25 protein-coding genes and 8 pseudogenes are annotated in these 24,829 nt (G+C 67.0%); 14 read left to right on the forward strand and 19 right to left on the reverse strand.

All coding sequences use genetic code 11. From position 1 onward, the window contains the following. Positions 1–376: 376 nt before the first annotated feature. Entirely contained in the window at positions 377–1,237 is an 861-nt protein-coding gene (locus ACWEBX_RS27240) for an IS5 family transposase (protein ID WP_451887470.1), read from the reverse strand. 40 nt (positions 1,238–1,277) lie between these two features. On the opposite strand from ACWEBX_RS27240, the gene ACWEBX_RS27245 reads away from it, so the two are divergent. After that, complete coding sequence (locus ACWEBX_RS27245; RefSeq protein WP_451887443.1) at positions 1,278–1,691, forward strand: hypothetical protein; 414 nt, start codon at positions 1,278–1,280, stop codon at positions 1,689–1,691. Positions 1,692–2,638: 947 nt separating this feature from the next. On the opposite strand, the gene ACWEBX_RS27250 is transcribed toward ACWEBX_RS27245, so the two are convergent. The 3 genes from ACWEBX_RS27250 to ACWEBX_RS27260 form a co-directional block, all read right to left on the reverse strand. Next, positions 2,639–2,845 (reverse strand): hypothetical protein, encoded by a 207-nt coding sequence (locus ACWEBX_RS27250; protein ID WP_451887444.1) that lies wholly within the window; start codon positions 2,843–2,845, stop codon positions 2,639–2,641. 177 nt (positions 2,846–3,022) lie between these two features. Beyond that, positions 3,023–3,367 (reverse strand): WhiB family transcriptional regulator, encoded by a 345-nt coding sequence (locus ACWEBX_RS27255; protein WP_451887445.1) that lies wholly within the window; start codon positions 3,365–3,367, stop codon positions 3,023–3,025. A gap of 181 nt (positions 3,368–3,548) precedes the next feature. Then, the gene (locus ACWEBX_RS27260; protein WP_451887446.1) at positions 3,549–4,196 is read right to left on the reverse strand and encodes an RNA polymerase sigma factor; all 648 of its coding nucleotides are present in this window, start codon (positions 4,194–4,196) and stop codon (positions 3,549–3,551) included. Between the two features lie 162 nt (positions 4,197–4,358). On the opposite strand from ACWEBX_RS27260, the pseudogene ACWEBX_RS27265 reads away from it, so the two are divergent. Beyond that, positions 4,359–4,784: pseudogene (locus ACWEBX_RS27265) on the forward strand (transposase family protein); the annotation flags it as partial. A gap of 463 nt (positions 4,785–5,247) precedes the next feature. On the opposite strand, the gene ACWEBX_RS27270 reads toward ACWEBX_RS27265, so the two are convergent. Together ACWEBX_RS27270 and ACWEBX_RS27275 are read right to left on the reverse strand one after the other, a co-directional pair. Further along, the gene (locus ACWEBX_RS27270; RefSeq protein ID WP_451887447.1) at positions 5,248–6,456 is read right to left on the reverse strand and encodes an FAD-dependent oxidoreductase; all 1,209 of its coding nucleotides are present in this window, start codon (positions 6,454–6,456) and stop codon (positions 5,248–5,250) included. Next, positions 6,453–6,914: a hypothetical protein gene (locus ACWEBX_RS27275; protein ID WP_451887448.1), complete on the reverse strand. Its 462-nt coding sequence runs from the start codon at positions 6,912–6,914 to the stop codon at positions 6,453–6,455. Before ACWEBX_RS27275 ends, ACWEBX_RS27270 begins: the two co-directional genes overlap by 4 nt. A 100-nt stretch (positions 6,915–7,014) precedes the next feature. On the opposite strand from ACWEBX_RS27275, the gene ACWEBX_RS27280 reads away from it, so the two are divergent. Then, complete coding sequence (locus ACWEBX_RS27280; protein WP_451887449.1) at positions 7,015–7,629, forward strand: PadR family transcriptional regulator; 615 nt, start codon at positions 7,015–7,017, stop codon at positions 7,627–7,629. A gap of 67 nt (positions 7,630–7,696) precedes the next feature. Here ACWEBX_RS27280 and ACWEBX_RS27285 read toward each other — a convergent pair whose 3' ends face one another. From ACWEBX_RS27285 to ACWEBX_RS27305, 5 genes and pseudogenes are all read right to left on the reverse strand, one after another. Then, positions 7,697–7,969 carry a hypothetical protein gene (locus ACWEBX_RS27285; protein WP_451887450.1) on the reverse strand — a complete coding sequence of 91 codons (273 nt, stop codon included), beginning with the start codon at positions 7,967–7,969 and terminating at the stop codon, positions 7,697–7,699. A 617-nt stretch (positions 7,970–8,586) separates the two neighbouring features. Further along, positions 8,587–8,907, reverse strand: a complete 321-nt coding sequence (locus tag ACWEBX_RS27290; RefSeq protein ID WP_451887451.1) for a MafI family immunity protein — start codon at positions 8,905–8,907, stop codon at positions 8,587–8,589. 31 nt (positions 8,908–8,938) lie between these two features. Next, positions 8,939–9,115, reverse strand: a pseudogene (locus tag ACWEBX_RS27295) (IS630 family transposase); the annotation flags it as partial. A gap of 175 nt (positions 9,116–9,290) precedes the next feature. Next, on the reverse strand, positions 9,291–9,794 hold the full coding sequence (locus tag ACWEBX_RS27300) for an N-acetyltransferase (RefSeq protein ID WP_451887452.1): 504 nt from the start codon (positions 9,792–9,794) through the stop codon (positions 9,291–9,293). Positions 9,795–9,920: 126 nt separating this feature from the next. After that, positions 9,921–10,446, reverse strand: a pseudogene (locus ACWEBX_RS27305) (transposase); the annotation flags it as partial. Between the two features lie 143 nt (positions 10,447–10,589). Here ACWEBX_RS27305 and ACWEBX_RS27310 point away from each other — a divergent pair. The 4 genes and pseudogenes from ACWEBX_RS27310 to ACWEBX_RS27325 all read left to right on the forward strand — a co-directional run bounded on the left by ACWEBX_RS27310 (position 10,590) and on the right by ACWEBX_RS27325 (position 12,099). Further along, positions 10,590–10,799 (forward strand): transposase family protein, encoded by a 210-nt coding sequence (locus tag ACWEBX_RS27310; protein WP_451887471.1) that lies wholly within the window; start codon positions 10,590–10,592, stop codon positions 10,797–10,799. A gap of 185 nt (positions 10,800–10,984) precedes the next feature. Further along, positions 10,985–11,203, forward strand: a pseudogene (locus ACWEBX_RS27315) (transposase); the annotation flags it as partial. Between the two features lie 104 nt (positions 11,204–11,307). Next, positions 11,308–11,445: pseudogene (locus tag ACWEBX_RS27320) on the forward strand (hypothetical protein); the annotation flags it as partial. Between the two features lie 162 nt (positions 11,446–11,607). Next, positions 11,608–12,099: an ISL3 family transposase gene (locus ACWEBX_RS27325; RefSeq protein ID WP_451887472.1), complete on the forward strand. Its 492-nt coding sequence runs from the start codon at positions 11,608–11,610 to the stop codon at positions 12,097–12,099. A 46-nt stretch (positions 12,100–12,145) separates the two neighbouring features. Here ACWEBX_RS27325 and ACWEBX_RS27330 read toward each other — a convergent pair. Next, positions 12,146–12,682: pseudogene (locus tag ACWEBX_RS27330) on the reverse strand (winged helix-turn-helix domain-containing protein); the annotation flags it as partial. A 185-nt stretch (positions 12,683–12,867) separates the two neighbouring features. Between ACWEBX_RS27330 and ACWEBX_RS27335 the strand changes: the two are divergent. Further along, positions 12,868–13,377, forward strand: coding sequence for a hypothetical protein (locus ACWEBX_RS27335; RefSeq protein WP_451887453.1), 510 nt, complete (start codon positions 12,868–12,870; stop codon positions 13,375–13,377). 466 nt (positions 13,378–13,843) lie between these two features. Here ACWEBX_RS27335 and ACWEBX_RS27340 read toward each other — a convergent pair whose 3' ends face one another. Then, complete coding sequence (locus ACWEBX_RS27340; RefSeq protein WP_451887454.1) at positions 13,844–14,542, reverse strand: alpha/beta fold hydrolase; 699 nt, start codon at positions 14,540–14,542, stop codon at positions 13,844–13,846. A gap of 880 nt (positions 14,543–15,422) precedes the next feature. Between ACWEBX_RS27340 and ACWEBX_RS27345 the strand changes: the two genes are divergently transcribed. Continuing rightward, positions 15,423–16,880, forward strand: coding sequence for a dihydrolipoyl dehydrogenase family protein (locus tag ACWEBX_RS27345; RefSeq protein ID WP_451887455.1), 1,458 nt, complete (start codon positions 15,423–15,425; stop codon positions 16,878–16,880). A gap of 7 nt (positions 16,881–16,887) precedes the next feature. Here ACWEBX_RS27345 and ACWEBX_RS27350 read toward each other — a convergent pair whose 3' ends face one another. The 4 genes and pseudogenes from ACWEBX_RS27350 to ACWEBX_RS27365 all read right to left on the reverse strand — a co-directional run. After that, on the reverse strand, positions 16,888–17,013 hold the full coding sequence (locus ACWEBX_RS27350) for a hypothetical protein (protein WP_451887456.1): 126 nt from the start codon (positions 17,011–17,013) through the stop codon (positions 16,888–16,890). After that, positions 16,964–17,275, reverse strand: a pseudogene (locus ACWEBX_RS27355) (transposase); the annotation flags it as partial. The pseudogene ACWEBX_RS27355 and the gene ACWEBX_RS27350, both read right to left, overlap by 50 nt. A 548-nt stretch (positions 17,276–17,823) precedes the next feature. After that, positions 17,824–18,714: a LysR family transcriptional regulator gene (locus tag ACWEBX_RS27360; protein ID WP_451887457.1), complete on the reverse strand. Its 891-nt coding sequence runs from the start codon at positions 18,712–18,714 to the stop codon at positions 17,824–17,826. 385 nt (positions 18,715–19,099) lie between these two features. Beyond that, positions 19,100–19,315: pseudogene (locus tag ACWEBX_RS27365) on the reverse strand (ABC transporter ATP-binding protein); the annotation flags it as partial. Positions 19,316–19,722: 407 nt separating this feature from the next. Here ACWEBX_RS27365 and ACWEBX_RS27370 point away from each other — a divergent pair. Then, positions 19,723–20,265, forward strand: coding sequence for a carboxymuconolactone decarboxylase family protein (locus tag ACWEBX_RS27370; protein ID WP_451887458.1), 543 nt, complete (start codon positions 19,723–19,725; stop codon positions 20,263–20,265). Positions 20,266–20,311: 46 nt separating this feature from the next. Continuing rightward, positions 20,312–20,641, forward strand: a complete 330-nt coding sequence (gene trxA, locus ACWEBX_RS27375) for a thioredoxin (protein ID WP_451887459.1) — start codon at positions 20,312–20,314, stop codon at positions 20,639–20,641. Between the two features lie 227 nt (positions 20,642–20,868). On the opposite strand, the gene ACWEBX_RS27380 is transcribed toward trxA, so the two are convergent. Beyond that, complete coding sequence (locus ACWEBX_RS27380) at positions 20,869–21,825, reverse strand: cupin domain-containing protein (protein ID WP_451887460.1); 957 nt, start codon at positions 21,823–21,825, stop codon at positions 20,869–20,871. 69 nt (positions 21,826–21,894) lie between these two features. On the opposite strand from ACWEBX_RS27380, the gene ACWEBX_RS27385 reads away from it, so the two are divergent. The 3 genes from ACWEBX_RS27385 (at position 21,895) to ACWEBX_RS27395 (ending at position 24,070) form a co-directional block, all read left to right on the forward strand. Beyond that, entirely contained in the window at positions 21,895–22,446 is a 552-nt protein-coding gene (locus ACWEBX_RS27385; protein WP_451887461.1) for an FAD-dependent oxidoreductase, read from the forward strand. A 187-nt stretch (positions 22,447–22,633) separates the two neighbouring features. Then, positions 22,634–23,065 (forward strand): VOC family protein, encoded by a 432-nt coding sequence (locus ACWEBX_RS27390; protein WP_451887462.1) that lies wholly within the window; start codon positions 22,634–22,636, stop codon positions 23,063–23,065. A gap of 393 nt (positions 23,066–23,458) precedes the next feature. Next, on the forward strand, positions 23,459–24,070 hold the full coding sequence (locus ACWEBX_RS27395; RefSeq protein WP_451887463.1) for a TMEM175 family protein: 612 nt from the start codon (positions 23,459–23,461) through the stop codon (positions 24,068–24,070). Positions 24,071–24,081: 11 nt separating this feature from the next. Here the strand turns inward: ACWEBX_RS27395 and ACWEBX_RS27400 are convergent, their stop codons facing one another. Then, positions 24,082–24,597: a CGNR zinc finger domain-containing protein gene (locus ACWEBX_RS27400; protein ID WP_451887473.1), complete on the reverse strand. Its 516-nt coding sequence runs from the start codon at positions 24,595–24,597 to the stop codon at positions 24,082–24,084. Positions 24,598–24,829: the final 232 nt, after the last annotated feature.

The raw sequence follows: 24,829 nt of genomic DNA on the forward strand, positions 1-24,829 counted from the left end.
GTCGAAGCGACCGGCGAGACAGGCGAGACGGGCTACCCGCGCTACGCGGGCGAGGGCATCGTGGCCGACATCGACCCCCGCACGCGCACGGTCGAAGCGGTTCTCGTCGACGGATCGGAACTGGACTACGGACTCAACGCCATCGTCTCCCCCTGAACCCGGCAGCCGGTCGCCTGGACCGACGCGAGAGCGGCCGCGGCGATGAATTCGGGGCCCCCGGCCAGTCCTTGTCAGGAAGAGGAAGGGAGTTCCCTCATGCCCACACAGGAACCCGCGAACCCGCCCACAGCCGAGCTCGACGCCCGCTAGAGATCTGTGTCCGCATTTTGGCGCACCGCGGGAACACGCACCTGTACTCACCGGGCACCGAACTGGTTCAGCGGTGACGACGGGTGCGACCAGGGCGGCCAAGGCGGTCGTGCCCGCCAGGCCAACCAGCAGTGGCTGCACCCAGTCCGGATGGCGCCGGGCCAGGTAGACGAGGACTCCGACTAGGACGACCAGTAGCACGACGAGTTGGGCGAGCGAGGACATGGAGTGAATTCCCCTTTCGGCCGGTGGCGGCGGCGTGCTGGTGAGCCCGCACGATGGTGGAGTCGATCTGCACGAGCCAGTCGATGTCGCCGACCGCGTCGGCGTGGGCCTGGATCTGCTGGAGAGCTCGGGTGAACACGCCGTCCAGGGCGTAGCGGCGGAAGCGGGTATAGACCGTCTTCCACGGTCCGTAACGTTCCGGCAGGTCGCGCCAGGAGACCCCGGTCCGGATCTTGTACACCATCCCGTTGACGACCTGCCGATCCTCCACACGCGGACGGCCTGTCGCGGCCCGCGGTATGAGCGGAGCGAGTAACTCCCACTCCAGATCGGTGAGTTCATGGCGACGTATCACCCCACCATGATCCACCACCCGATGATCTTTCAAGACGGACCCTAGTACGACGCCGAAGCGGCTCGCACTGAGTCGGACCGCGGGACATCGACAAAATTCGCTGACCTGCGGAAACACTGCCCGTAGCAGGTGGACTCCCCGGACTGAGAGGTGACGGCTCCCAGTGAACTTCCCTACGTCGGTGTGGGCGGTTCCCGCAGCTTCCCAGGCAGGGAACCTGCGGGAACCGCCCTCTGACTCGGGCACCCGCCGCAGACCCTGATCATCTGACTGTCGGCCTCGAGGGCCCGTCCGGGCGGCAGACTGCCCCGAACGGCGGCGCCACCGATGATGCAGCATTGCGATCATGAAATCGTCGTGAGCCACTCATTACATGATCAGACATGCGATGCGTACACTCTGCGCCGCCACCCTCGCGGCCGCTCCCCTCGCCCTGACCACAACGCCTGCACAAGCCCTGACGTCATGTACGGTCAACGGCCGCCCCGTGTCCGGTACGACCGTCAGCGGTACCGCCGGCTCCGACCACATCAGCTGCGGCGCCCTCGCCTTGGGCGACAGCGTCAACGGCTTGGGCGGCAGCGACTACATCGTCATCAACGGCATCGTTGCCGGCACCGTCGACGGCGGCGCCGGCGGCGACTCCATCACGGCCAACGCCGGTACCACGACGACCGGCAAGATCCTCGGCGGAGCTGACGGCGACTTCATCTCCGTCGGCCCGAACGCCGGCACCGTCGACGGCGGACTCGGATCGGACTACTGCCGCGTCGCTTCTGGTAACCCCCCCATCAACTGCTGACCAGGAGGGGCTCGTCAAGCCAGCCAACTGCGACGCTCGGAGCGGCCGGCGAGCGTCACAACACGCGGCGGCCACCCGGCCCGCTGCCCCCGCTCGGCGCAGTCCGTCACCTCCGGAGCCGCATTTCGTCGTTCCCCCACCGCAGTTGGCAGGTGCACCTGTAGCCCAACACGACGCACCGCCCAACTGTCGACGCTCACCGGCCCTCCGCATCCTTGGCCAGCGGGGAACTTCCAGGTGGCCCAGGTGCAGTCCGCACCCGCCTCCCTCACGTTGGCACTCGCCGGGCGTGCGGCGGCGGATCCGGGACCGGCAGATACCCGCTGGCCGTGGCGCCGGACCCACCACCACAGGCCCCCGGACACACCCCGCACGGGGGCGGGCAAAGCGCGTCCGAACGGCATTCACCGTAGAGGCGGCCGCCCCGACCACGGCACCCCGATTAGCCACATCACTTTCCGGTACCCCCCGACCACCACCCGCCGAACCCTGGCCACATCCCCCACCACCACAGGTCACAGCCCTGCCGGGGCGGTGAGGGATCGGGCAAAGAATCCTGTACGACGGGCGGTGAGCTTGCGGAGCCGACAGGTCTTGCGGGTAGGAAAAACGAGCCGCGACAGTCGTCAACACTATGACGTGCGGAGACAGGGATCGGTCGGCCCTGGATCACGGGCCGGGCTGAGTTTGGTCAGGAAGGTACGCAGGTAAGTGGTGTGGGCCTTGAGTAGTTTGACGGCTCAATCAGTACCGCCGGGGAGGAACGGCAGCACGATCAGGGCAGGGACAGCTGCAGCCAGGGCGACGAGAACGGCGGGGGTGCACAGCTACCTCGTCCCGCTTGGGCCGACAGTCTGTAGCCCGGAGGCAACCTCACTGAGCGCGCGCGGAGCCCGGCAATCACACATGGCTTCGGGTTGCGGCCAGAGCCCCGAGCTGCGGCAGGTTCACTCCACGATCCGGTCGAAGAAAGGGACACCGGCGGCGGTCGCACCTACGCCAGCTGTGACGGCCACGGGCCAAGGGTTTGTGGCAAGGATGGCGAGGAAGCCGGCGCCGATGCCAGTGAGGACGGCCAGGAGGAAAATCATGGCGGAGCGCTGGTTGAGCAGCGGCCTGTTCTCGCCGCTCTGGCGGGAGTTGTCGCTGGCCATCGGGGTTCTCCTCGCGGGTCGGGACCGTGGTCCAAGGTGTTGTGGAACGAGCGGGCTGCTGCGGGCCCGGACAGTTCGTGGGCGTGCTGGGAGTGCGGCGGTAGCACGGATTGGCCTGGTTGTACCGCGTGCAGGGCTCGTGGTGGTGGCGGTGGCCGTTTGTGCCGCGTCTGTCTCTTAGATGGCCTGGTCGAGGATCGTGGTCAGGTCGTTGTCCTCCAGCGGCACGAGGCCGGCGCCACGCGCGTACTCCCGGCGTGCGGTTTCCAGCAGTCGGCGCCAGGAGGTCACCGACGGGCGGCGACGCAGCAGCGCCCGTCGCTCGCGTTCCGTCATGCCGCCCCAGACACCGAACTCGACGCGGTTGTCGAGGGCGTCGGCCAGGCATTCGGTCCGCACCGGGCAGCCGGTGCAGACGGCCTTGGCACGGTTCTGGGCGGCGCCTTGCACGAAGAGCTCGTCCGGGTCGGTGGTGCGGCAGGCAGCCTGTGCGGGCCAGTCGGTCACCCAGCCGGAGGGCACGGCCAGCTGTTGCCCGCCTGCGTCACTGACGGTCTCGGCCTGGGCGGTGTCACGGACGTCGTCGATCCGTTTGCGGTTGACCGCTTCGCCGATGACCTCGTCCTCCAGCCGGGCGCGGGGTCGTAGTCGGCGTACTCGTCCTTCAGGGCAGCACGGGCTGCCTGTGCCAGCTCGTCGATGTTCATGCGTGCTGCTCCGTTCCGGTACCAGCGGGGCGGTAGTTGTCCAGGTGTTCTGCCAGCCGTTGCCATCCGGCGGACAGGTGTGAGGAGACCGTGGAGCGCGTGATGCCGAGATAGAAGCCGACCTGTGTGGGAGACAGGTCCAGGAAGAGGTGCAGGCGCAGGCAGTCGCCCTGCTGGGGCGGTAACAGTTCCAGCGCTTTTTCCACGTCCAGGCGGCAGATCAGTTCGCTGATGCGCCCGTCGGCGAACGGTTCGCCGACGGCGGGCAGCGGCAGCGTTCTGGGCCTGCGGTCCGCAGCCCGGAAATGGTCCGCCAGGGTGTCGCGCAGGACCTTGAAGCCGAACGCCGCCCGGTTGTCCGCCGCCAGAAACGCCTTTTCTGCTCGGTGCAGTTGCAGGAACGTCCGGCTGACCACGTCCTCGGCCTCGTCGCGGGTCACGCCGCGACTGCGTACGTACTTGAGGAACACCACCCGGTGAAGGTCGTGGAAATCGGTCAGTGCCTGCGGGACGATCCCTGTCTCGTCTCCGGTGCCGAGCGCGGGAACGACCGTCAGTGCCCACGGGCAGCCTCGACAGTCCGGCTCAGGGTCCGTACGACGACAGACCGGCTGGCTGCAGACGGGGCCAGAGGTGATGGTCATTCCGCTCCCCGCCTCCCGGTCTCCGTCCGTGAACGCCGGTATCGCATTCGACCCCTCCCCCAACTGCTCGCCGCGTACCGCTCTACACCACGGATGCCGCCCGCCGCCCGCAATGCGTCCAGTGGCCCGTCAAGATTTTTCCCACGCGCTGGGAATGCTCCCCGGATCGCTGCGGACCGGCCCTTCTACTCCGGGAAGCACAAGAAGCACGGGATGAACGTGCAGGTCCTGGCCGATCCCTCCGGCCGGCTCCTGTGGGCCTCACCGGCTCTGCCCGGTGCCGTCCACGACGTCCGGGCCGCGCGTGACCACGGCATCATCGACGCCCTCGCCCAAGCCAGCAAGACGTGTTGGGCGGACAAAGGCTATCGAGGCGCCGGTGGCTTGCTTCGTATCCCTCACTGGGGCCGCTGGGAGAACCTTTCCCCAGGCCAGAAGGCCGTCAATCGGTCCCACGCAAAGATCCGGGCCTTGGTCGAGCAGGCCGTCGCCACCCTCAAGTCCTGGCGGCTCCTCCGTAAGCTCCACTGCTCGACCACCCGCATCACGAGCCTCGTCCAGGCAGTCCTCACCCTGCATCTGGCCAGTTTCAGAGTGAAGATGGAAAAGGCTCAGTGTCGCCGCTGGGCGCTCCGCCTCGTTTACCGCAGCACCCGGACGAACGGGTCGCCGAGTACTTCGGCGTCAGCCTCGCATTCGCCCAATGGTGCTTGGTCGCAACAGGTGCTCGCATCCGAGCCGCGGCCCGCCGCACAGCCTGACGATGGCGAGTGCGGCAACTCCCGCACGACTGGCTATGCGGAAGGTCGCGAGGATCACTGCGGGGCGTTCTCCGCTCGGATCATTCTTCGCAGGCTGGTCCGGGCTGCGGCCAGGTCAGCTTCCAGTTCTGCGACGCGGGCGTGCAGGCTGTGGTTGTCCTCGCTTGCGTGCTGGAGCCGGTCTGAACCGTTCCGGGTTCGATCGATTGGCCCCACCGGCAGGCGCCAGGCGCGGTGCCGGACTTGTGCACCAGCCCGTTCCGGCGTCATGGCCAAGGACGGGCTGGAGTTCACGTGAGCGGGGCTGCCTTCGCGTCCCAGTCGATGTGGTGGTCGAACTGCCAGGCCATCTTCTCCGGCTTGATCAGCTTCATCGTCGCCGGCATCACGAGGTCGCGCAGTACGCGGCCGACCGGGCCCGCGGTCTTGTTGCTGTTCGTGCGGGCGCCGACCTTGATGATGCGTTCGACGCGAGGGCGGCGCAGTTGTTCGTACGCCGCGAAAGCCTGGTGGTAGGGCAGGTCCCTGAGGCAGCGCGCCAGTTCGACGGCGCTTTCGACGGCGATGGAGGCACCCTGCCCGGAGCTGGACGAGGCGGCATGGGCAGCGTCGCCGATCAGGGTCGTGCGGCCGCGGGTCCAGGTCGCGACTCTCGGCATGTTCTCCATCGGGCCGGTGATGAGGAGCTGGCCGACGTCGGTACGGCTGATCATCTCGAGGGCCGGGGTGCGGTCGCCGGCGAAGGCGGTCAGCAGGATGCGCATCCACTCCTTCGCGCCGATCGCCTGGGCCTCGGCGACTGTCATCGGGACGCGATGGGGCAGGTTCGCGAACCACACCGCCGAGGAGTCGTCGAAGACCTGGTAGCCGAAGAACGCGCGCTTGCCGAAGCACATGTACATGACGCCGTCGGTGGAGGGCATCTCTGACTGGTGCATCCGTGCTCCGAAGCAGACCAGGCCGGCGTAGTTCGGCTGTGGTGCAGCCGGGTCGATCAGGGAGCGGACCGTGGAGCGGATGCCGTCGGCGCCGATGAGGATGTCGGCGCTTGCCTGCGTACCGTCCGCGAAGTGCGCCGTGATGCCGGAGGCGGTGTCCGTCGTGCCGGTCAGCCGCTTGCCGTGATGGATGGGGACGGAACGGCGTTCCGCCTCGTCGTAGATCGCCCGGTAGAGGTCGGCACGCCAGACGAACTGCATGGACGGGAGGCGGGAGGGCGGGGCGAACTGCGCCAGGTGCTTACCCGTCCAGCTCCGTAGGCCCATGGCGGTGACCGGTGTGCCGATGGCGCGGACGATGTCGCCCGCGCCGATCGCGTCGAGGGCGTTCTGACCGTTCGGGGCGATGGTCATGCCGCCTCCGACCCCGTCGGCCGTGGAGTCGTACGCCTCGTGGACGGCGGCCTCGATACCTGCCTGGCGCAGGGCCATCGCGGCGACCGGGCCCGCGATACCGCCGCCGATGACGAGCGCAGTGCGGACTTTGCCGATGCGGGTCATGACTGGTGCCCCCTCGCGGGGTCGTCGATCGTCGGTACGCCGCCGCTCTTGTGGGCGTGACGTACATCCTGGACGTACGCACGGGAGAACATCGCGGACAGGATCGCGATGCCACCGCGATGGATGCGGATCTCGCTGTTCGTCGCAGAGCCGGACAGGCGGACGCGGCGGCCGGCCACCGCGTCGAGGGTGGATGGGGACCGGGAGTCCTTGATCTTGCCGCGGGCGGTCCACCTCAGGTTCCAGTGGTCGATGGCGGTGTCGTCGTCGACGAGGAGTTTGACCATGGCCCGGTCCATGTCGAGATGGATCTCGATGTCGTCAGGAAGGTCGGGGGAACGGAGGTCGAGGACGGCGGCGCCGTTGCGGGCCTTGATCTCGAAGTGGCCGGCCTCGGTCCAGTTGCCGAGGTGCTTGACGAGGTCGTGGTCGGAGTGGATGCGCTCGGTGAGGGACATCTCGGTGGTTCCTTTCGGGGCGGTGTCGCGTTGACGATTCGATAGTCGCACCGAGACTAGTCTCTCGTCAACTAGTTGTTCTGGGGCTAAAATCGAGTCCATGACCCCATCTGCTCCCCGCAGCTCCCCCCTCGCCCTGACCGTCCTGGCCCTGCTGCACTACAAGCCACTGCACCCGTACGGCATCCAGCGGCTGGTCAAGGACTGGGGCAAGGAGCAGGTCGTCAACGTCAGGCAGCGTGCGAGCCTCTACCGCACGATCGAGCGGCTCAATGGCGAGGGGCTGATCGCGGTCCGCGAGACCGGGCGCGATCAGCAGTACCCCGAGCGGACCGTGTACGAAGTCACCGACGCGGGGCGTGAGACCGCCCGCGCCTGGCTGGAGGAGATGCTCGCCGAACCCAAGCAGGAGTTCCCGGAGTTCCCGGCCGCCCTGTCGAACCTGCTGCTGCTCACTTCGCAGGACATGGGAGACGTACTTGAGCAGCGGGCCGGCGCCCTCGCAAAGAAGCTCGACGGACTGGAATCGGCCCTGGCCGCAGAGGCGGATCAGGGGCTGCCGCGCATCACCCGCCTGGAGACCGAGTACCTGCGGGCCGTGACGGCCGCGGAGCTGGAGTGGGTGCGCGCGGTGGTCGAAGACCTGCGAGCCGGCAGGCTCTCGTGGTCGAAGGAGCAGCTGGACGCCCTCGCGGCGGGGCCGGTACAGAAGTGAGCCCGCCCCCGACGCGTCCAGAGACCGCATGAAGCGTTGCATTCTCGCGGGGTCGAACCCCAGCCGTTCATCTCACTTCTGTGTCCTTTGGGCCGGGCAAGGGACATCGCCTGTGAGGAAAGGCCACTGAAAATGCGAACCTACAGTCGAGGAAAGTCCGGACTTGGTCCAGCGGACTTTCCACTACCGGGTCCTTCTCGTCGGTGTGCTCCTCGAACGCTCTCCGCGCGAGCAACGCGAAGCGGTACCGCCCGGTCTCGCCGCACTGGGGGCACTCGAGCTTGTACTTGTCGTGGCTGGCACTCTCATCCTCGGTGATCTTCGGCTGCAGGCCGTTCACCGCCGGTCCTGGTGCAACCCGTTTGCGCGGTCGTGGGCTCACGGGCTCACCACCTGGTGTGCGTAGTTGATGGCATTCGCATTCTTCCTGTGCGAGGAATCTGTGCCTGACAGCCTCGAAGATGCGGGCAACCCGCACTCTGCTGAGGCACGGGCAAGGTCCTCAGTGGGCTTGCCGGGCACCGGCTGCAGGGTATTACCGGCTTCTGCCCGGTGCGGCTTGGCACTGGATTCCAGCTGCTGGGTGAGGGTTATCGGCAGGTCGTCGGCGTGCCGCATGGCCCATGCCTCCATGCGCGGCAGCCGCGTTGCGAGCGTCCTGCCTGCCCCGCCGGCCAGTGAGAGCTGCTTTGAGACGAGCGGCGTGGGCCGCTCTATCATCCCGGTTGAGGCCACCAGGGTGGAGGTCAGCCAGATACAGCACGCGCCGCGCTTCGACCGTGGGACGCAGATGGGTGTCGAAGCCGTTGCCAGCGCAATGGTATCCAGCCTGACGAAGCAGGCGGACCCGGTCGGCTGCAATGACGCGGCCCGGAGCGCCAGCACGGTTGATCAGGCGTGCGCTGCCCGTACTGTCGAGCTAGTGCTCTGACCGGGAAGGTTCGCCGTGTTGGCGGGTCACTCCTGCTCGGTTGCGGCGGCGAGGTGACGGCGGCAGAGGTCGGCGGCCGTGAGGTGGGGCTCGTGCAGCGCTTCGCTGTAGAGGCGCATCCCACGAGCCGCCCGGTCCAGGTGCTGCCAGAAGGAGAGCGGCAGGTCGAGGTCGTCTCCGAGATCGATCAGGCAGTCGAAGGCAAGTCCCAGCTCGTTGTCCTGCAGGAACTCCAGCGTCGCTGAGAGGTCGATGTCCGGCAGGCCTGTCAGGTGTTCCCTGGCGGCGTCGAGGTGGCCACGGGTGCGGTTCCAGCTGGCCTGAAGCGCCTCACGATCAACGGTCATGGCGTCAGTGTCGTTGGTGCCGCTCGGAGGGTCACGCGACTTTCGCCGGCCGTCCTCCCCAGCGGATGCCCTTCTCGCTGCGAATATGGGCGCGTTCACGTCGTTGGGCGTCGAGGATGTCGGGGTGTCGTGCGTTCTTGTTGCGCCAGCGCAGGTAGGCGTGCAGAGCCCTGGTCTGGACGGTGTGGTTGCGGTGGTTCGAGTTGGCGAACCCACGTGGTGCCGTAGAACTGCGTCAACAGGGCCTCCTGGACAGCTTGTTGGAGTAGACACCCCTTGAGCTACCAGGAGGCCCTGCTTTCACGCGCGGCGGCCGCCGCACTCACCCGATCGAGACTCCCGTTCGATCGACAGCCTTCAAGATCGGTACGGGCAACAACCACTTACGTGTCGGGATGCTCCGGCAGGGCGAGCCAGTCCGACCAGGAGATCTCGCGGCCGAGGAAGCGCGGCTGCTCGAACGGCCAGTCGGCGGCGATCCACTGCGGCACCAGCGCGTCGAGGGCTTGCTCGACCTTGCTGCCCACCAGCTCGTCCACCACCCACCAGGAGATCTCGCCGTCCGCGCCGGCCCTCTCCGGTGGGTCGATGTAGACGCAGCCGAGCAGAGCTGTCTCCGCCGCGTCGAACAGCGCGTAGTTGAAGGACTGGTGCGCGGCGATCTCGTTCGCGTGCCGCAACAGGTCGGCCTGGTCGGCCTCGTAGGTCATGGTGGCCGCGGGCCAGCCCCAGGCCGGGCCGAAGATGGTCCACAGCCGCTCGCGCGAACCCATCACAGCCGGATAGTCGAGCGGGGTGTCCGCCTCCCGGATCGGCCGCAGGTGATGACCACCGCCCGGCAGCGGTACCAGGACGGGGTGGACGAAGTCATCGGGAAGCCAGCTCATGGCGCCCGACCGTAGCAGCGCGCGGCCGTCCGCTCCCCTGGATTTTCCCCGTATATCGCCAGGCCCTGCTCTCATGCCGGGCAGGGCCCGCGCGATCACCCGATCGAGACTCCCAGCGTGATGTCGTCATGGTGGGGCGAGCACGAGCCCAGTTCCGGTGAGGCAGCCGTCGAGAACGTCGTGGCGGTACTGGAGCTGACGTGGGCCCGCCGGACGGCGGCGATCAGGTCGTGCGGGTCGGCGAAAGCGCGGTTGGCCGTGGTGCGCCGCAGTACCGACCAGATGCCCTCGACTGGGTTGAGGTCCGGTGCGTAGGGCGGGAGTTGGTAGACGGTGAGCCGTCCCGTTCGGCGATATAGCGGCGCATCCCAGCTGTCAGGTGGGTGTTCAAGTTGTCCCAGACCAGCACGATCGGACCGCCGAGTTGCTGGTGCGCGGTCTGGATCAGGTCGCGGTAGTCCTTCCAGGAGAAGCTCTTGCGCCCGTCGGGCCGGGCATCCGGGCAGGGCCGGTAGATCAGCCGCGAGCGTTCGCCGGGTTTGTAGCAGGTCAGCGCGGCCACCGATAAGCAGCGACGGGAACGGCCCCGCACGCGCACGACGCGAGTGTGACCGCGGCGGGACCAGGTCCGGGTGGTCGGCGGCGTCATCGAGAGGCTCTGTCAAGATTTCCGTGACGGGGTGACAGAGCGTCATTCCGGTGGCATGGTCTGCCGTGTGTGATGACTTGCTGGGCATCGTGTTCCCGCACCTGGAGAAGGTACGGGTGGAACACGTGGGGGTGGCGGACGGTGTGGTGTGGGTCAAGGCCCGCACTCTGGACGATGCGCTTGCATGTCCGTCGTGCGGTGTCTGCTCATACCGGGTCCACAGTCGGTATCGGAGACACCTGGCGGACGCCGCCGTGGGCGGGTGTCCGGTGGTCGTCGACCTGTCAGTGCGGCGGTTGTTCTGCGACGTTGCTGATTGTGGGCTCGTACGTTCGCCGAACAGGTCGAGGGCCTGACCGTCCGCTACGGACGTCGCACTGTGGTGCTGGTGGCCCTGGTGCAGGCGATTGCCCTGGCACTTGCCGGCCGGGCAGGCGCCCGGCTTGCCGCCGTTCTCCACATCGTCCTCAGCAGAGTGACGTTGTTGAACGTGCTGATGGCGCTGCCGGATCCGTGCCCTCCCTCACCGCGGGTGCTCGGGATGGATGACTTCGCCACCCGCCGCGGGCGCAGATATGGGACGGTGCTGGTCGACGTCGAGTCCCATGCCGTCCTCGATTTGCTGCCCGGCCGGGAGAAGGAACCTGTCGCTGTCTGGCTCGCCGGACACTTGGGGATCGAGGTGATCTGCCGGGACCGGGCCGGCGCCTATGCCGAAGCGGCCCGGGCAGGCGCTCCGGGCGCGCTGCAGGTGGCCAACCGGTGGCACTTATGGGACAACCTGGCCACAGCTGTCGAACGCACGGTGATCGCTCACCGTCCTTGTCTGCAAAGTCCTGAGGTGAGTACCCTTCAGCTCGGCGCATGGCCGCGGCTCCGCCCTCGACGCTCAATCCGGACACGGGCGCGGAGAAGTGGCTGGCCACCCGGACACGAGAGCGGCACAGGGCAGTTCACCGACTGCCGGCCCGCGGATGGACGATCAGCGCCATCGCCCGGGAGCTGGGACTTGCCCGACACACCGCAGAACGCTATGCCCACTGCAAGAGCCTTGACGGCCTCATCGAAGGCGCCCTTCGCACCACACGTCTGGACGCCTTCAAGCCCCACCTGATCCGGCGCTGGAACGAAGGTTGCACCGTTGCCGCACGTCTCTTCCGGGAGATCCAGACTCAGGGCTACCCGGGCCGGACCCCGCAAGCGGTGCGACGCTATCTCCGGCCGCTTCGCACCAGCCTCGGCTCCATCCGGTCGCCGGCCCCGGTGCTCAAACCGCAGCAGGTCACCAACTGGATCATGTGGAACCCCCAGCACCTGCGCGAGGACGAAGAACGCCAGCTGAGTGAAGTACTCACCCGGCGGCCGGAGTTGACTCCCGTCCGCAGCCACGTGCATGCCTTCGCACGGATGGTCTGCGACCTCGGCGGAACCAGCCTGCCGGCATGGACAGACGCCGTCCACGCCGACGACCTACCCTCCCTTCACGCCTTCGCCGACGGTCTCCGGCGTGATCACCAGGCTGTCACCGCGGGCCTCACGCTGCCCTGGAGTTCCGGCCCTGTCGAAGGCCACGTCAACCGGATCAAGATGCTGAAGCGACAGATGTATGGGAGAGCCGGTTTCGCACTACTCCGCAAACGAGTCCTCCTGGCCTGACCGGGACCACGCTCCGTCACCCCGTCACGGAAATCTTGACAGAGCCCATCGAGAACCCGGCCTCGTCCTCGAAGACGATCCAGGCCCCGAGCGCCGCCGCGGTCCTTCCACCTGCGGCCACACGTCCTTCTTCCAGAGCCCGACCGCATGCTCGTCGCGTTCCAGCGCGCGCCGGGCCGGGCTCTGCCACGACCAGCCGTGACGGTGCAGCAGCTGCCACACTCCCGCGATCGAGCAACTGACCTGGAACTGGCGGCCGATCAGCTTTGGACGCGTTCCAGCATCCACCGCTGATCTTCCCAGCCATGCGCGGCCGGCCCTTTGGCCAGCTCCGCTTCCAGCAGGGCGACCCGTTCGTCCGACACCTTCGGCAACTTGGCGGGCCCCTTCGACTTCAGACCCTCCATGCCGCATTCCCGCCAGTTGCGGCGCCATTGCTCCACCGAACGCTCGCTCACCCGCAGGTCCTTGGCGATGTCCGAGGACCTGTCACCTCGTGCGAACCTCCGCCCGGCCTCCAGCCGGATCCGTTCACGTGCAGCCCACCGCACGCCGTGAGGCCCCCACCATCCGCGTACCGCAATACACCGACATACCGCAAGGATCACCCAACGTCACCACCCGAAGGCAACCCGAAAAGGTCAGTAATTGGCCATGGGCATGGATCGAGATCGAGGGACCTGGGCATCGCGGAGGTGTTCGGGGCGGCTCTCGGCCTGTGGGCCGGAAGCCCGATGGGCAGCCCGGATGGCGAGGAGAACGTTCGTCATGGTCGATGTCACCGAGATCTACGTCCACTGGTTCGCGGGCTGCTCGAAGCGTGAGCTGGCCGCGTCGCTGGGGGTGGACCGCAAGACGATCAGAAAGTATCTGGCGCCGATGGAGGCCGCGGGGATCACCCCGGGCGAGCCGCCAATGGGTGAGGCGAACTGGGCGAAGCTGATCAGGGTCTGGTTTCCCGAGCTCTCCAATTCGCGCCTGAGGCAGCTCATCTGGCCGGAGATCGACCAGCACCGCGACTACATCCAGAACTTGCCGGGGACGGTGACGGTGACCACGATCCACCAGCAGCTTCGAGACGAGCACAAGCTGGAGGTGTCGATCTCCGCTTTCCGGCGCTGGATCCACGCCACTCTGCCCGAGGAGACCAGAAGGTCGCAGTTCACGGTCCTGCGCGATGACATCGAGCCGGGCGAGGAAGCCCAGATCGACTACGGCTTCTGGGGCGGTGAACCGACCCTCGGACCGGCAAGCGACACCGGGCCTGGGCCTTCGTGACCACCCGCCGCCGGCCCTCCGACCTCGCGAAGACCTCACCCGCGGTACCCAGTTCGGCTGAGCAACAGCAGGTCACAACCAAGATCAATAATCAGGCGCAACAGCTACAGCACAGGAGAGGCCCCGGGAATGCCGGATGCCATGACTGGCCCGTGGGGCTGTGCAGCGAGACCACTATTGGATGAGCGTTCCACGGGCCGCTCGGCCATCTGGATGCCGACCATGGTGGTCTCGCCGTCGAAGCCCGGACAGGACTGCGGGTTACATGTGGCGATGTCCAGGACACCCGCGCTCCTCGCGGGCGTTCCTGGGCAGTTCTTCCGCGGCTGTTCAACGCCACCGCACCCGCCAGTCCCCTGCAGGCCAACCTTGTGAAGAAGCAGTTACCGGATTGCACCGCGCACATCTCCCAGCTGCTTCTGCCTGCAACCAGGTGCCCGGCCAGACGCCGAGAGGGGCTCGCAGCCTATGACTGCGAGTCGGTAGCGACGCGAGCAAGAAGGGTGGCCAGGCGGCCGGGAGCCGACAGGAAGGGCGAGTGGCTCGTCGGCAGGCGTTGGGCGTTTGTAGCCTGGGCGGCGTACTTCTCCTGTAGGGCTACCGGAAACACCTGGTCCTGCTCGCAGACCACGTAGGTGGACGGTACCGTCCACCATGCCGCACGCGTGGTCTTCTGCGTGAGGGACCTCAGGCTTTGTGGGACCAGCTGCCCGATCGCTCGCTCAGCATCGGCATCCGCCAGGTCCCCGTAGAACATTGCGCGTGGGTCGGCGAACAGCGGGGCGACGCCGCTCACATCCTCGGGTACGGGAATGCCGTGGATGCTGCTGGCAGACTCTCCCTCGGTCGGCATGTAGGCCGCCAGATACACCACGCGGGCGACGTTGGAGTGATCCCCGACCACCTCAGTGACCGGGAGGCCACCGTAGGAGTGAGCGACAACCACCACGGTGCCCTCCATACGCCGCAGCCGGGCGGCTATCTCTTCGGCATCGTCATACAGTCCCGCGCTGGGATCGCGCTGCTCTCCTGCGCTAGGCAGGTCGATCGCCTCGGACCGCCAACCGGTCGCGGCGAGTTCATCTTGCAAGGGCGCCCAGCACGTGGATCGGTGCCAGGCACCATGCACGAAAAGGAAAGTCACGCGACCATCAAGCTTAGACACAACAATGCTCCTTCATTAAGTCAAAAAACACAGATCGGCGAGATAAACCCTAGGCAGAGAAACTCGATTCCGTGAAACCCGAGGCATGAAAAATTTCAGGCCGACCCATAGAAAAACCGAATAAAGGAGAAGTTGCCGTCAGGCGGGGAGCGGATCGTGAACAGACAGGACCGCGCGCACGCGGTGGACCGCGAGAGGGGTATGTCGCTCGGGGTGCCGGCCGCAGGATGCCTTCGGTGCTCGCCGACCGGGCGGACCAGGTCCTCCACCCCGCACCCACACCGATCAGCCATTCGCCAGCGGTACATGCAGCAGCACCGGGTTGCGCGTCCGCGCGTCGCAATGCAGCCGGTCAGCCGCTGCCTGCCCGGCTTGTGCGGGACGACAGCGGGACGCTGATCATCTGGCTGCTCTTCCCTCCATGCCAGCGGCTGGCTCACTGAGCGAGGACGCGACAACGCCGCATGTGGGGGCGGGACAGGCATGGCGATCATGCCCGATGCAGCCGCCAGACCGACAAAAGCTGCGGGGAAGCTCTAAGCAGTGGTTGTGTGGAGTGCGGAAGCGCCCTCCGACGCAAGGAGTGCTTATGCCCATCGCACCCCGTCACATATCGGTGCTGCCTGGAAAAGGCCTCCATGAGCCGGAGCGATCCGGGTGCGCTGGGGTCTGCTCACAACAGGCCGAGGGCATTCGCCGGGCAGCGGCACATTACCTGCCCCTTCGTGCGGGGCTCTGTGCTGCTGTCGCGGCAACGCACTGCGATGCCTCCGCCGCTTGCCCACCTGGCCGGGAGTCTGTGACCGCCAGGGCTGCAGACCGTCGTCGAACGACGCGAAGAACAGCTGCGGATCAGCCCCGATCGTGAAACGAGAGAGCCATGACCGAAACACGCGAAAACCAGGGAAGCGCCGGCTACGACGTGATCGTGCTGGGCGCCGGTCCGGTGGGCCAGAACGTCGCCGACCACGCCCGCGCCGCCGGCCTCACCGTAGCCGTCGTGGAACGCGAACTCGTCGGCGGCGAATGCTCCTACTGGGCCTGCGTCCCCAGCAAGGCCCTGCTGCGGCCGGTGATCGCGGTCGCCGATGCCCGTCGCGTGGACGGTGCCCGGCAGGCCGTCACCGGAGAGATCGACACCGACCAGGTCTTCGCCCGCCGCAACCGCTACGTCACCGACTGGGACGACACCGGACAGGTCAAGTGGGTCAAGTCCATCGGCGCAGACCTGTTCCGCGGCCACGGCCGAATCGACGGCCCTCGACGAGTCACCGTCACCCGGGACGACGGTGCGCACCACACCCTCACGGCCCGGCACGCCGTGGCCGTCGCCACCGGAAGCCGACCGGACCTGCCAGACATCCCCGGCATCGAAGATGCTCGGCCCTGGACGAACCGACAGGGTACCGACTCCAGTACCGTGCCCGACCGGCTCGCCATCGTGGGCGGCGGCGGGGTCGGCGTCGAGATGGCCACCCTCTGGCAGGGCCTGGGTTCCCAGGTCACCCTGCTCGCCCGCCGCCGCCTCATCCCCCGCATGGAACCCTTCGCAGGCGAGCTGGTCGAGGGCGGCCTCACCGACGCCGGTGTCGACGTGCGGACCGGCGTCCAGGTCACCGCGCTGCACCGCCCGGATGCCAAAGGACCTGTCACCCTCACCGTCGACGACGGCAGCGAACTAGAGGCCGACGAAGTCATGTTCGCCACCGGCCGCACCCCCAACACCGACGACATCGGCCTCGAGACGGTCGGCGCCACACCCGGCACCTGGCTGGACGTGGACACCACCTGCCTGGTCCGTGACGTGGAAGGCGCATGGCTGTACGCACTCGGCGACGTCAACCACCGCGCCCTGCTCACCCACCAAGGCAAATACCAGGCCCGGACCGCAGGCGACACCATCGCCGCCCGCGCCGCCGGCCGCCCGTTGGACGACGCCCCCTGGGGCGACCACGCCACCACCGCCGACCAGCACGCCGTCCCCCAAGCCTTCTTCACCGACCCCGAAGCCGCCGCCGTAGGCCTGACCGCCCAACAGGCGGCTGACGCGGGCCACCGCATCAAGACCATCGACGTCGACCTCAACGCCGCCCAGGGCGCCAACCTGTACGCCGACGGCTATCAGGGCCACGCCCGGATGGTCGTCGACCTCGACCGGGACATCCTGCTCGGTGTGACCTTCGTCGGGCCCGCGGTCAGCGAACTCCTGCACTCGGCGACCATCGCGGTCGCCGGCGAAGTACCGCTCAAACGGCTACGGCACGCCATCGCCTGCTTCCCGACCATCAGCGAGATCTGGCTCTTCCTCCTCGCGGCCTACCAGCACGAGAACGTCTGAGCCACACTCAGTCGGCCGGCAGCCGGATGCCGAACTCTGCCTCGAGGCAGTCCCAGGCGGCGGGGTCCGCGTAGCGGTTCTGGGCCGGACAGCCCTGCCACGGTGCGCTCCACCATCCAACGGTGCTGACCAAGGCGCTGGGAGGATTCGATGCCCCGGCGCGCGATGCGACGCGGTGTGATGTTGCGGGAGCGGAGCCATGCGCGTAGCTGGTCGAAGTCGTAGCCCTTGTCGCCGTGCAGCTTGGTCGGTCGACGACGGCGCGGCCCGCACCGGGACCGGATGGGTGGGATGCCGCGCACCAAGGGCTCCAGCCTTTGGCTGTCGTGGGCGTTCGCCGCCGAGATGCCGATGGAGAGGGGCCGACCGGTCCGCTCGGTGATCAAGTGGATCTGGCGGTCAGGTCGGGGCGCTCGTCCATCACCGGGTGCAGGCAGGCCACCGAGGCACTCGACCGCGCAGTGCTGTCACTGTGAGACAGGGCGATGTCAGCGACGAGGCGTCGATCGCGGCCTTGGCCAAGGACGTCGGCAGTGTCGATCACGCGGTCTCGATGGTGTCCGCACGGGCTCTGGGCATGACGAGTGAGCTCAGCCCGGAGGCCATCTTGCTGGTCGTCCCACACGAAGGTCGTCCGGCCCGATCAGCTGGCCAAGCACTTCGCGCCTAGGAGTCCACAGGCGGGATCGGCCGTGCTGTTCTCGAGCGTGTCGGCGCTCGAGCCCGATCCCGGGTTTCTGACCTTGGCAGCCACCAACGGATCGGTGAACGTCATCATTGGGTCACCGACCGAGGGGCTCGCGCCCCTGCGCGCCAATACTGTCCACCAGGGACGATCGACACAGGTGCCTGGGATGTTCCGCGCAACAAGAAGGAAGCCTGCGACGCACGCGGCCGTGTACCGCGCACCTGGCCATCGCCGGACTCATAGGTGGTCGGGCCGTCAGGCCGCCGTATTGACGACTGGCAGACCACGGCGCCGTAGATCCGCCAGGAACTTGGAGACCAGGGCGTCTGAGGGTGTCGACGTGATCGCGACAACGCCGCGGTGGATCCGAGGTTCGAAACGTCGCACCACTCCGGCGGGACGGGTAGTGAGTGCGGATGCGGGCACGATGGTGACACCCATTCCGGCCCCGGCCAGTTGGGCTGCAGTCCGGGGGCTACGGGTGCGCAGGACGGGCGTGAGAGACACCTGGTGGGCGGAGACAAACTGATCGACCCATGCCGCGTTGCCGTTGTCCGGGGTGTAGTGAACGAACGGTTCGTCGAGGAGCTCATCGACCGTGACAGAGGGCTGGTTCGCGAAGCGGTGGTCACCGGCGGCTACCACGACCATCTCCTCGTCCCCCAGGTGCTCGAGGTAAGCGGTGGTCCCCGTGGGTTCGGGCCCAACGACCAGATCGGCTTCTCCGGCCATGAGGATCTCGACCATTCTGTCGCTGCTGGTGAATTCCATCAGGTCCAGCTGGACGTCGGGACGCCTGGTCCGCCAGCGCCGCAGGATGGGCACCAGCAGCCAGACCGTCATCGTCTCGGCGCAGGCCAGCCGAAGCCGACCCGCCCGGCCGGCGCCCACGTCACGCCCAGCCTGCACGGCTCGCCCGGCCGCGCTCAACGCCGCCCGCGCCTCGGCCGCGGCGGCCATTCCGGCCGCAGTGACCCTCACTCCCCGAGACAGCCGTTCCACGACCGGCGTATCGAGCTCTCTTTCCAGGGCCGCGATCTGATGGGACAGAGCCGGCTGGGACAGGTGCAGGGCTGCTGCCGCTTTCGTCACCGAACCCTTGTCGACGAGCGCGACCAAGCACTCGAGCGCTCGCAAAGTAGCCATTCGCCAAATCTAAGCGAGACCGCACATAGTTTCATAACCCGAATTCTTCTGCGGACCGTGAGGAACCCCAGACTCGACTCCGGACCGTCCCCGTCCAAGAGCCAGGCAATCGCCCACTCGCTATCGAGCGCAACAGAGATCACGCGTCGCAAGGCACGCCTCCCTCCCATGCCCAGGGACCTTTGCTGAGCCGACAAAGCCCCTGCGCTTGGCGGATCAGGCCACTTGCCCGCCCGGGACCGCTGCCCCTTGTCGGATGCGCCGGGACATGAGTACAGACCGGGCGGTGCTCGCCGATGGCAGACAGCCTGGACCGTTCGACCGCCTGTCCGGCGGCCGGCGGGCACGCTCTCAGATCTTGCTGCCGGAGCTGCACGCGACGGCGCTGCGCGTAACCCATCCGGGCGGCCTCGCCGTCGACCGTCATGATCAGGTGCTCGGCTCGTCGACTGCCTGCGCCGCCGGGCGGATCCTCGGTTGGGCCACCAAAATCAGCAGTCCTGGACGGTGCGTTCGTCCGCACCGAGCCCACAAACTGCTGCATCACCCCGAGACCGCCGCTGCCCGAAACGGTCCCGTCGTGCGGCTTGAGCTTCCCGGAGCATTGGGGTCTTCGAGGTGAGCATCAAGGGCGTCACGGATTGCTGTGCGCAGGCGCCCGTGGCGATCCAGCGACGCCCTCTCGGATACAAAGCCTGCACCGGGCTGGCATGACACCCGCCCGATTGGGCGCGAGGCCTTGCGGGGGGCGTAAGAGCCTTCGTCGCCAGTCCACCAACGACTACACCCGCGTTCTGCGGGGCACGGCCGGATCAGGCCTGCTCTGGCGGTCCGGTGTCCCGCCGGGACCTCGCCGACCGACCGCGCCCGACGGCGTCTCCAGAATGAGACTCTCGGGCTGAATCCTGACCCGGAGGGAGCTGTCCGCATCATTTTCTTGGGCGCACACTCGTGCAGGTGGAGCTGAAAGCTCCCCCTGAAAGATCAGATCCGAGAAAGAGACCTGCTATGCCTGAGCTTGCACGTATCGAGCCCGCCACCGCGACCGCGGAGGTTGCGGAGTTGTACGCCGAGATGAAGAAGACGATCGGCGTCATTCCGAACATGGCTCAGTACATGGCCAACAGCCCCGCCGTCCTCAAGGCCTGGCTGAGCCTGTCCGGCACCCTGAACCAGGGTGCGCTGCCCGGTGGGGTGCGCGAGCGCCTGGCACTGAGCACGGCCGAGTTCAACCGGTGCAGCTACTGCCTGTCGGCCCACACGTTCCTCGCCAAGAACGTCGCCAAGCTGGACCAGTCCGAGATCAGCCATGCCCGCAAGGCGGCCTCCAATGACTCGCACGTGGACGCGATCCTCAAGCTCTCCGATGCGATCGCCCGGGGGCGCGGCTCGGTCGCCGAGGAGGACATCGCGGACGCCCGCGAGGCTGGTGTGTCCGACGAGGAGATCGCAGAGATCGTCGCCAACCTCGCCCTGAACGTTCTGACTAACTACTTCAACGTCTTCAACGACACCCCGAGCGAGTACGACCTCGTCACGCCTCGGAACTGACATCCACCGTGCGAACCAACTCGCCACGATGAAGGAGGGCCGGGCCATGGCCAAGGCGAAGAATGTGACAGACGCGACCTTCGATGCGGATGTTGTGAACTCCGGCAAGACGGTCCTGGTCGACTTCTGGGCCGAGTGGTGCGGACCCTGCCGCGCCTTCTCCCCGGTCCTCGACCAGATCGCGGCCGAGCATCCCGACGACATCGTGGTCGTCAAGGTGAACTTCGATGAGAACCCGGTGACCAGCGCGGTCCACCGGATCAGTTCCATACCGACGTTGAAGATCTACCGCGACGGAGCTGTGCACAAGACCCTGGTCGGCGCGATGTCGAAACCGGCCCTGAAGAAGCAGATCGCGGAGTTCCTGCCCGCCTGACGTTCGGGTCCAGTCGGTCGAACCCTTGTTCCGGGGGCGTTTCACGAGCCACGTGAGACGCCCCTTTCGCGCTGCAGGGCCTGCGCCGAGACGACCAGATGCTGCACCGTTCGCTCGCACCGGGATCCGTCAACTCCCGATTGCCCGCCAGATGGATCTTGGTGGACGGCCCGCGCCCGAACCTGACGAGCGCATCGCGACGAACTGCTGCCAGATCATCCCAATCATCATCCTTGGGGTCGATCGGCAGTCGCCCCGTCGATCCTGTTGTGCTGCCGCTGATCGCGGCGGAATCTGGCCGGCGTCGTTCCTACCTGAGCGCGGAACGCCCGTGAGAACGCCGACTCAGACCGGTAGCCGACCTGTCCGGCGATCGTGGCGACCGTGGTATCGGTGGAGCTGAGAAGCTCCGCAGCGGTCATCAGCCGGACCTGTGCGACAAAGGCGCCCACGGTCATCCCCGTCTCCTGCCCGAAGTGACGCAGAAACGTCGCACGCGACATAGCCGCCGCACGGCCGAGTCGGTCGATCGTCCAGTCGCTCGCCGGATCCTTCAGGATGCCGTCGACGGCATCCGCGATGCGGCTGTCGGCAGCTGCAGTCCACAGTGCACTCGTCGTGGTGGCCCCTCGCGAGGTCCGCAGCATCATGGCCAGCAGCACGGTGGAAAGGGCTGCCAGGATCGCAGCCGTGCCCTTGCCTTCGCGCTGCGCCTCCCCCCGCATCAGGGCACTCAGCATCCGCAGCACCTCGTCGCTGTCGGCGGACTGTCCGAAAGAGACGTGCACCGGGTCGGGCAGGCTGCGGAACAGCATCGCACCAGCTCCCGCGTCGAACGTGTAGTGCCCGCAGAACAAGTCGATGACGGCCGCCCCACCGCGCTCACTCCGCTTGGTCACGAACGCATCGCCGGGCGTCTCGGTCGTTCCGCGAACACGGCCCCGCCCGCCGGTGAGCACCCGGTGCGAGGCCCCACTCGGGATCAGGACGACATCTCCGGGCCGCATCTGCAGCAAGGCGGCGCCCACTTGCATCTGGCACTCACCTTCCAGCAGCACATGGAACGGTGCCTCCAGTTCACGGCCCCGGGCGACATCCATCCGCGTAGCCCCGCCCAGCAGGCAGCGCGTATCAAGAGTGGCCCTGAGCCGCGCCAGGCGCAGCAACCGGCTCACAGCATCCATAGTGAGACTCTCAGACTAAGAAATGCAATAAAACAGCCTATTCATACCATCCATCGCCACACTGCAAGTGTGAACACCGCAACCACTCTGGCAGCAGACGTTCTGATCGTCGGCTTCGGCAAGGGCGGCAAGACCGCCGCACACCAGCTCGCCGACGCCGGCCGACGCGTCATCCTGATCGAGCAGCCCGAGAACATGTACGGCGACACCTGCCCGAACGTTGGATGCGTCCCGACAAAGATGCTGGTCCACTACTCGAACGAAAAGCGCACTGGACGGCGCGAAGAAGTCCTTCGCCAACTCCATCGCCGGCGTCCGCGCTCTGACTTCCGGGCGGGCAACTTCGAGTCGCTCGATGGCAAGGACACCGCCGCCGTCATCACCGGCACCGCCCGCTTCATCGACCCCCACACGGTCACCATGGGCGAGGACGAGGACCTCATCAGCGTTACCGCGCCGACGATCCTGATCAACACCGGCTCCGAGAGCGTCGTTCCGTCTGTCCTGGGCCTGGCAAACAGCCCGCACCAGGGAGCAGCACCGACCTCATCCGCGCGAGCGACCTTCCCGAGCACCTCGTGGTCATCGGGGGCGGCTACCTCGGGCTCCGGCGGCTGCTGACGAAGGCCGAGAAGGCGAGGTGCTGCCGGCCGGAAAGATCTTCCTGCCGCCGTTGGTTGGGGTGTCGCTGTGAGCCCAGCTACAGGACGGAGGCATGCGGTCGTGCGTACGTTCTCTCGGTGGATCACTCATATCGGGCATGCCTGCGAAGTGGCGGTTCTGTGCCGGACTGCACCAGACTGGTCACATGGAGTGCAAGCTCGAGGTCGTCATCCTGCCCGTGAACGATGTCGATCGCTCTTTGGCCTTCTACACCGAGCGGCTCGGGTTCAACCTGGACGTCGATTATGGTCCCAGCACCGTTTTCCGTGTCGTGCAGCTGACGCCTCCAGGTTCCGCATGCTCGGTACAGATCGGAGTCGGTCTCACCGACGCCGAGCCCGGTTCGGTGCGGGGTCTGTATCTGGTGGTCCCCGATCTTGAAGCGGCGTGGGCAGAGCTGGCGGAGCGCGGCGTCAGCATCGGGGAAATCCGGCACAAGGCGCCTCTGGACGCATGGCAGGGCGGCTTCGAGCCCGGCGTCGACCAGGAACGCCGTGACTATGCGAGCTTTGCCGAGTTCACGGACCCCGACGGCAACGTGTGGACCTTGCAGGAGCGCGGATTTCGTCCCTCGTGAGGCCTGTCGGCACCGGCTGCCTGACGTCGTGTACAGCACCCTGGAGCCGTGACGCCTCGCCCCACGATGGTGCCTTTCAGCGAGGGTCTGCAGATTCGTTGAGGCGAGGGTGCCCGAGGGAAACACCGAAGCCTGGGGCCGTCGGCGCGGTCGCTTTGTCTTCATGAGCGCCTCAGGGGAACCCGTCTACGCGCCTCCCGCGCGGGAACCCGATTCCCTGTCGATTGTCACGCTGGCACCCGGGGTGCCAGGGATGAGCTGACTGGGCTCTGGAGACATGCCACAAGGTTGCCCGCGAAGTAGCGTTCCTTGGCGGAGGCTGGGGCGATGACAGAGCATGTTCAGGAACCAGGAGGGCCGTCGCCGTTCGGCGAGGAGCGCGATCCTGCCCGGGTGGTCGCGTTCAGCGATGCCGTCATGGCCATTGCCATCACACTGCTCGTCCTGGAGATCCGCCCCCCGCACGACACCCGCCATCTGCTGCACGACCTGGCCGAGCTGTGGCCGTCGTACCTGGCCTACGCTGTCACCTTCATGCTGATCGGGCAGGTGTGGGCCAACCATCACATCATGTTCGACCACATCCGCAGCGCTGACCAGATGGTGCTGTTCCTCAACACCGTGCTGCTTATGGACATCGCGTTTCTGCCGTTCGCCGCCTCCATCCTGGCCGAGGCGTTCCGTGACGGAGAGGGGCAGCGCACCGCTGTCGTCCTTCACGGCATCGCGTTCGAACTCGCGGCCGTTCTGTTCAACGTCATCTGGTGGTACGTCCGTTACGACCGTCGGCTGCTCGCCACCACCATTGACGCGGCCGGTGTGAGGGCCATCAGTCGGCGCTTCCGGCTTGCCCTTGTCTGGCTCGGCATCGGGACCGTGCTTGGTGCCCTGGTTCCCGTACTCGGCGTGGCCGTGATCTCTGCCTTCGTCCTGTACTACTGGCTTCCCATCACCGGCGAGATCGCCAGGGCGAGGCGTCGGCGCGATCGCGGGAGGCAGACATGACCGCCGCGGCCTTATCCGCCTGCGCCGTCGCGGGTGCGCTGGTAGTGGCGCCTGGCTTTCATGCGGTTGCCGCAGACGGCCATCGCGCACCAGCGGGCCTTGTTGGTCTTGCTGTGGTCGATGAGGAACAGTCGGCACTCCGGGTTGGCGCATGGCCGCAGCCGGCCGGGCATCGCCTCCTGTAGTTCACTCCATGCCAGGACAGCTTTGACCGCCATCCGACGCTCTGCCGGGGCCTCCACCTCCCACAACACCCCTGCTGACGACAGGTGAGGGTGGGAGGTGACGCCCTTGAGGAGCGGCGCCAGCGACACAGCAGGGCGGCTGCCCCAAACCACGTCCTGCAGGACATTGCGCGCCTTGAGGAGGTGTCGGTGCTCTCCTGCGGTGCCGTTGCCGTCGTGGGCCTGCTGCCAGGACCTGGCCGCTTCCGGATCTGCCAACTGGTCCTGGACGACGCCGTTGACCACTGGCGTGCTGTTGAGGAGCTCCAGCAGTGCGTCCTGCTGTTCTCGGTCGGTCACCATCATCCACCTAACCATACACGTTCACTTTACAGGTTACATAACCAGAGGTCACTCTAACCAGAAAAACTAGTTTGATCAGTTATCTCAACCCCACCGAGCAGCCCCACCACCCGAACAGCCAGGAGGCGGCAGAAGGGCGGCGATCCGCAACCGCGCACAAAACACCACCAGCGCCCCCGAGGCGCGACACGGACCCTGCGTCCAGTGACCGCCGCCAGCTACGCGGGCCACC

The organism is Streptomyces sp. NPDC005070, assembly GCF_053600395.1.

Coding starts and splice junctions, on each gene's coding strand:
- ACWEBX_RS27400 (WP_451887473.1), bottom strand. CDS start 24,597: ATGGTGACCGACCGAGAACAGCAGGACGCACTGCTGGAGCTCCTCAAC.
- ACWEBX_RS27275 (WP_451887448.1), bottom strand. CDS start 6,914: ATGTCCCTCACCGAGCGCATCCACTCCGACCACGACCTCGTCAAGCAC.
- ACWEBX_RS27390 (WP_451887462.1), top strand. CDS start 22,634: ATGGAGTGCAAGCTCGAGGTCGTCATCCTGCCCGTGAACGATGTCGAT.
- ACWEBX_RS27240 (WP_451887470.1), bottom strand. CDS start 1,237: ATGATCGCAATGCTGCATCATCGGTGGCGCCGCCGTTCGGGGCAGTCT.
- ACWEBX_RS27345 (WP_451887455.1), top strand. CDS start 15,423: ATGACCGAAACACGCGAAAACCAGGGAAGCGCCGGCTACGACGTGATC.
- ACWEBX_RS27250 (WP_451887444.1), bottom strand. CDS start 2,845: ATGGCCAGCGACAACTCCCGCCAGAGCGGCGAGAACAGGCCGCTGCTC.
- ACWEBX_RS27245 (WP_451887443.1), top strand. CDS start 1,278: ATGCGTACACTCTGCGCCGCCACCCTCGCGGCCGCTCCCCTCGCCCTG.
- ACWEBX_RS27370 (WP_451887458.1), top strand. CDS start 19,723: ATGCCTGAGCTTGCACGTATCGAGCCCGCCACCGCGACCGCGGAGGTT.
- trxA (WP_451887459.1), top strand. CDS start 20,312: ATGGCCAAGGCGAAGAATGTGACAGACGCGACCTTCGATGCGGATGTT.
- ACWEBX_RS27380 (WP_451887460.1), bottom strand. CDS start 21,825: ATGGATGCTGTGAGCCGGTTGCTGCGCCTGGCGCGGCTCAGGGCCACT.
- ACWEBX_RS27300 (WP_451887452.1), bottom strand. CDS start 9,794: ATGAGCTGGCTTCCCGATGACTTCGTCCACCCCGTCCTGGTACCGCTG.
- ACWEBX_RS27260 (WP_451887446.1), bottom strand. CDS start 4,196: ATGACCATCACCTCTGGCCCCGTCTGCAGCCAGCCGGTCTGTCGTCGT.
- ACWEBX_RS27360 (WP_451887457.1), bottom strand. CDS start 18,714: ATGGCTACTTTGCGAGCGCTCGAGTGCTTGGTCGCGCTCGTCGACAAG.
- ACWEBX_RS27335 (WP_451887453.1), top strand. CDS start 12,868: ATGGTCGATGTCACCGAGATCTACGTCCACTGGTTCGCGGGCTGCTCG.
- ACWEBX_RS27290 (WP_451887451.1), bottom strand. CDS start 8,907: ATGACCGTTGATCGTGAGGCGCTTCAGGCCAGCTGGAACCGCACCCGT.
- ACWEBX_RS27280 (WP_451887449.1), top strand. CDS start 7,015: ATGACCCCATCTGCTCCCCGCAGCTCCCCCCTCGCCCTGACCGTCCTG.
- ACWEBX_RS27270 (WP_451887447.1), bottom strand. CDS start 6,456: ATGACCCGCATCGGCAAAGTCCGCACTGCGCTCGTCATCGGCGGCGGT.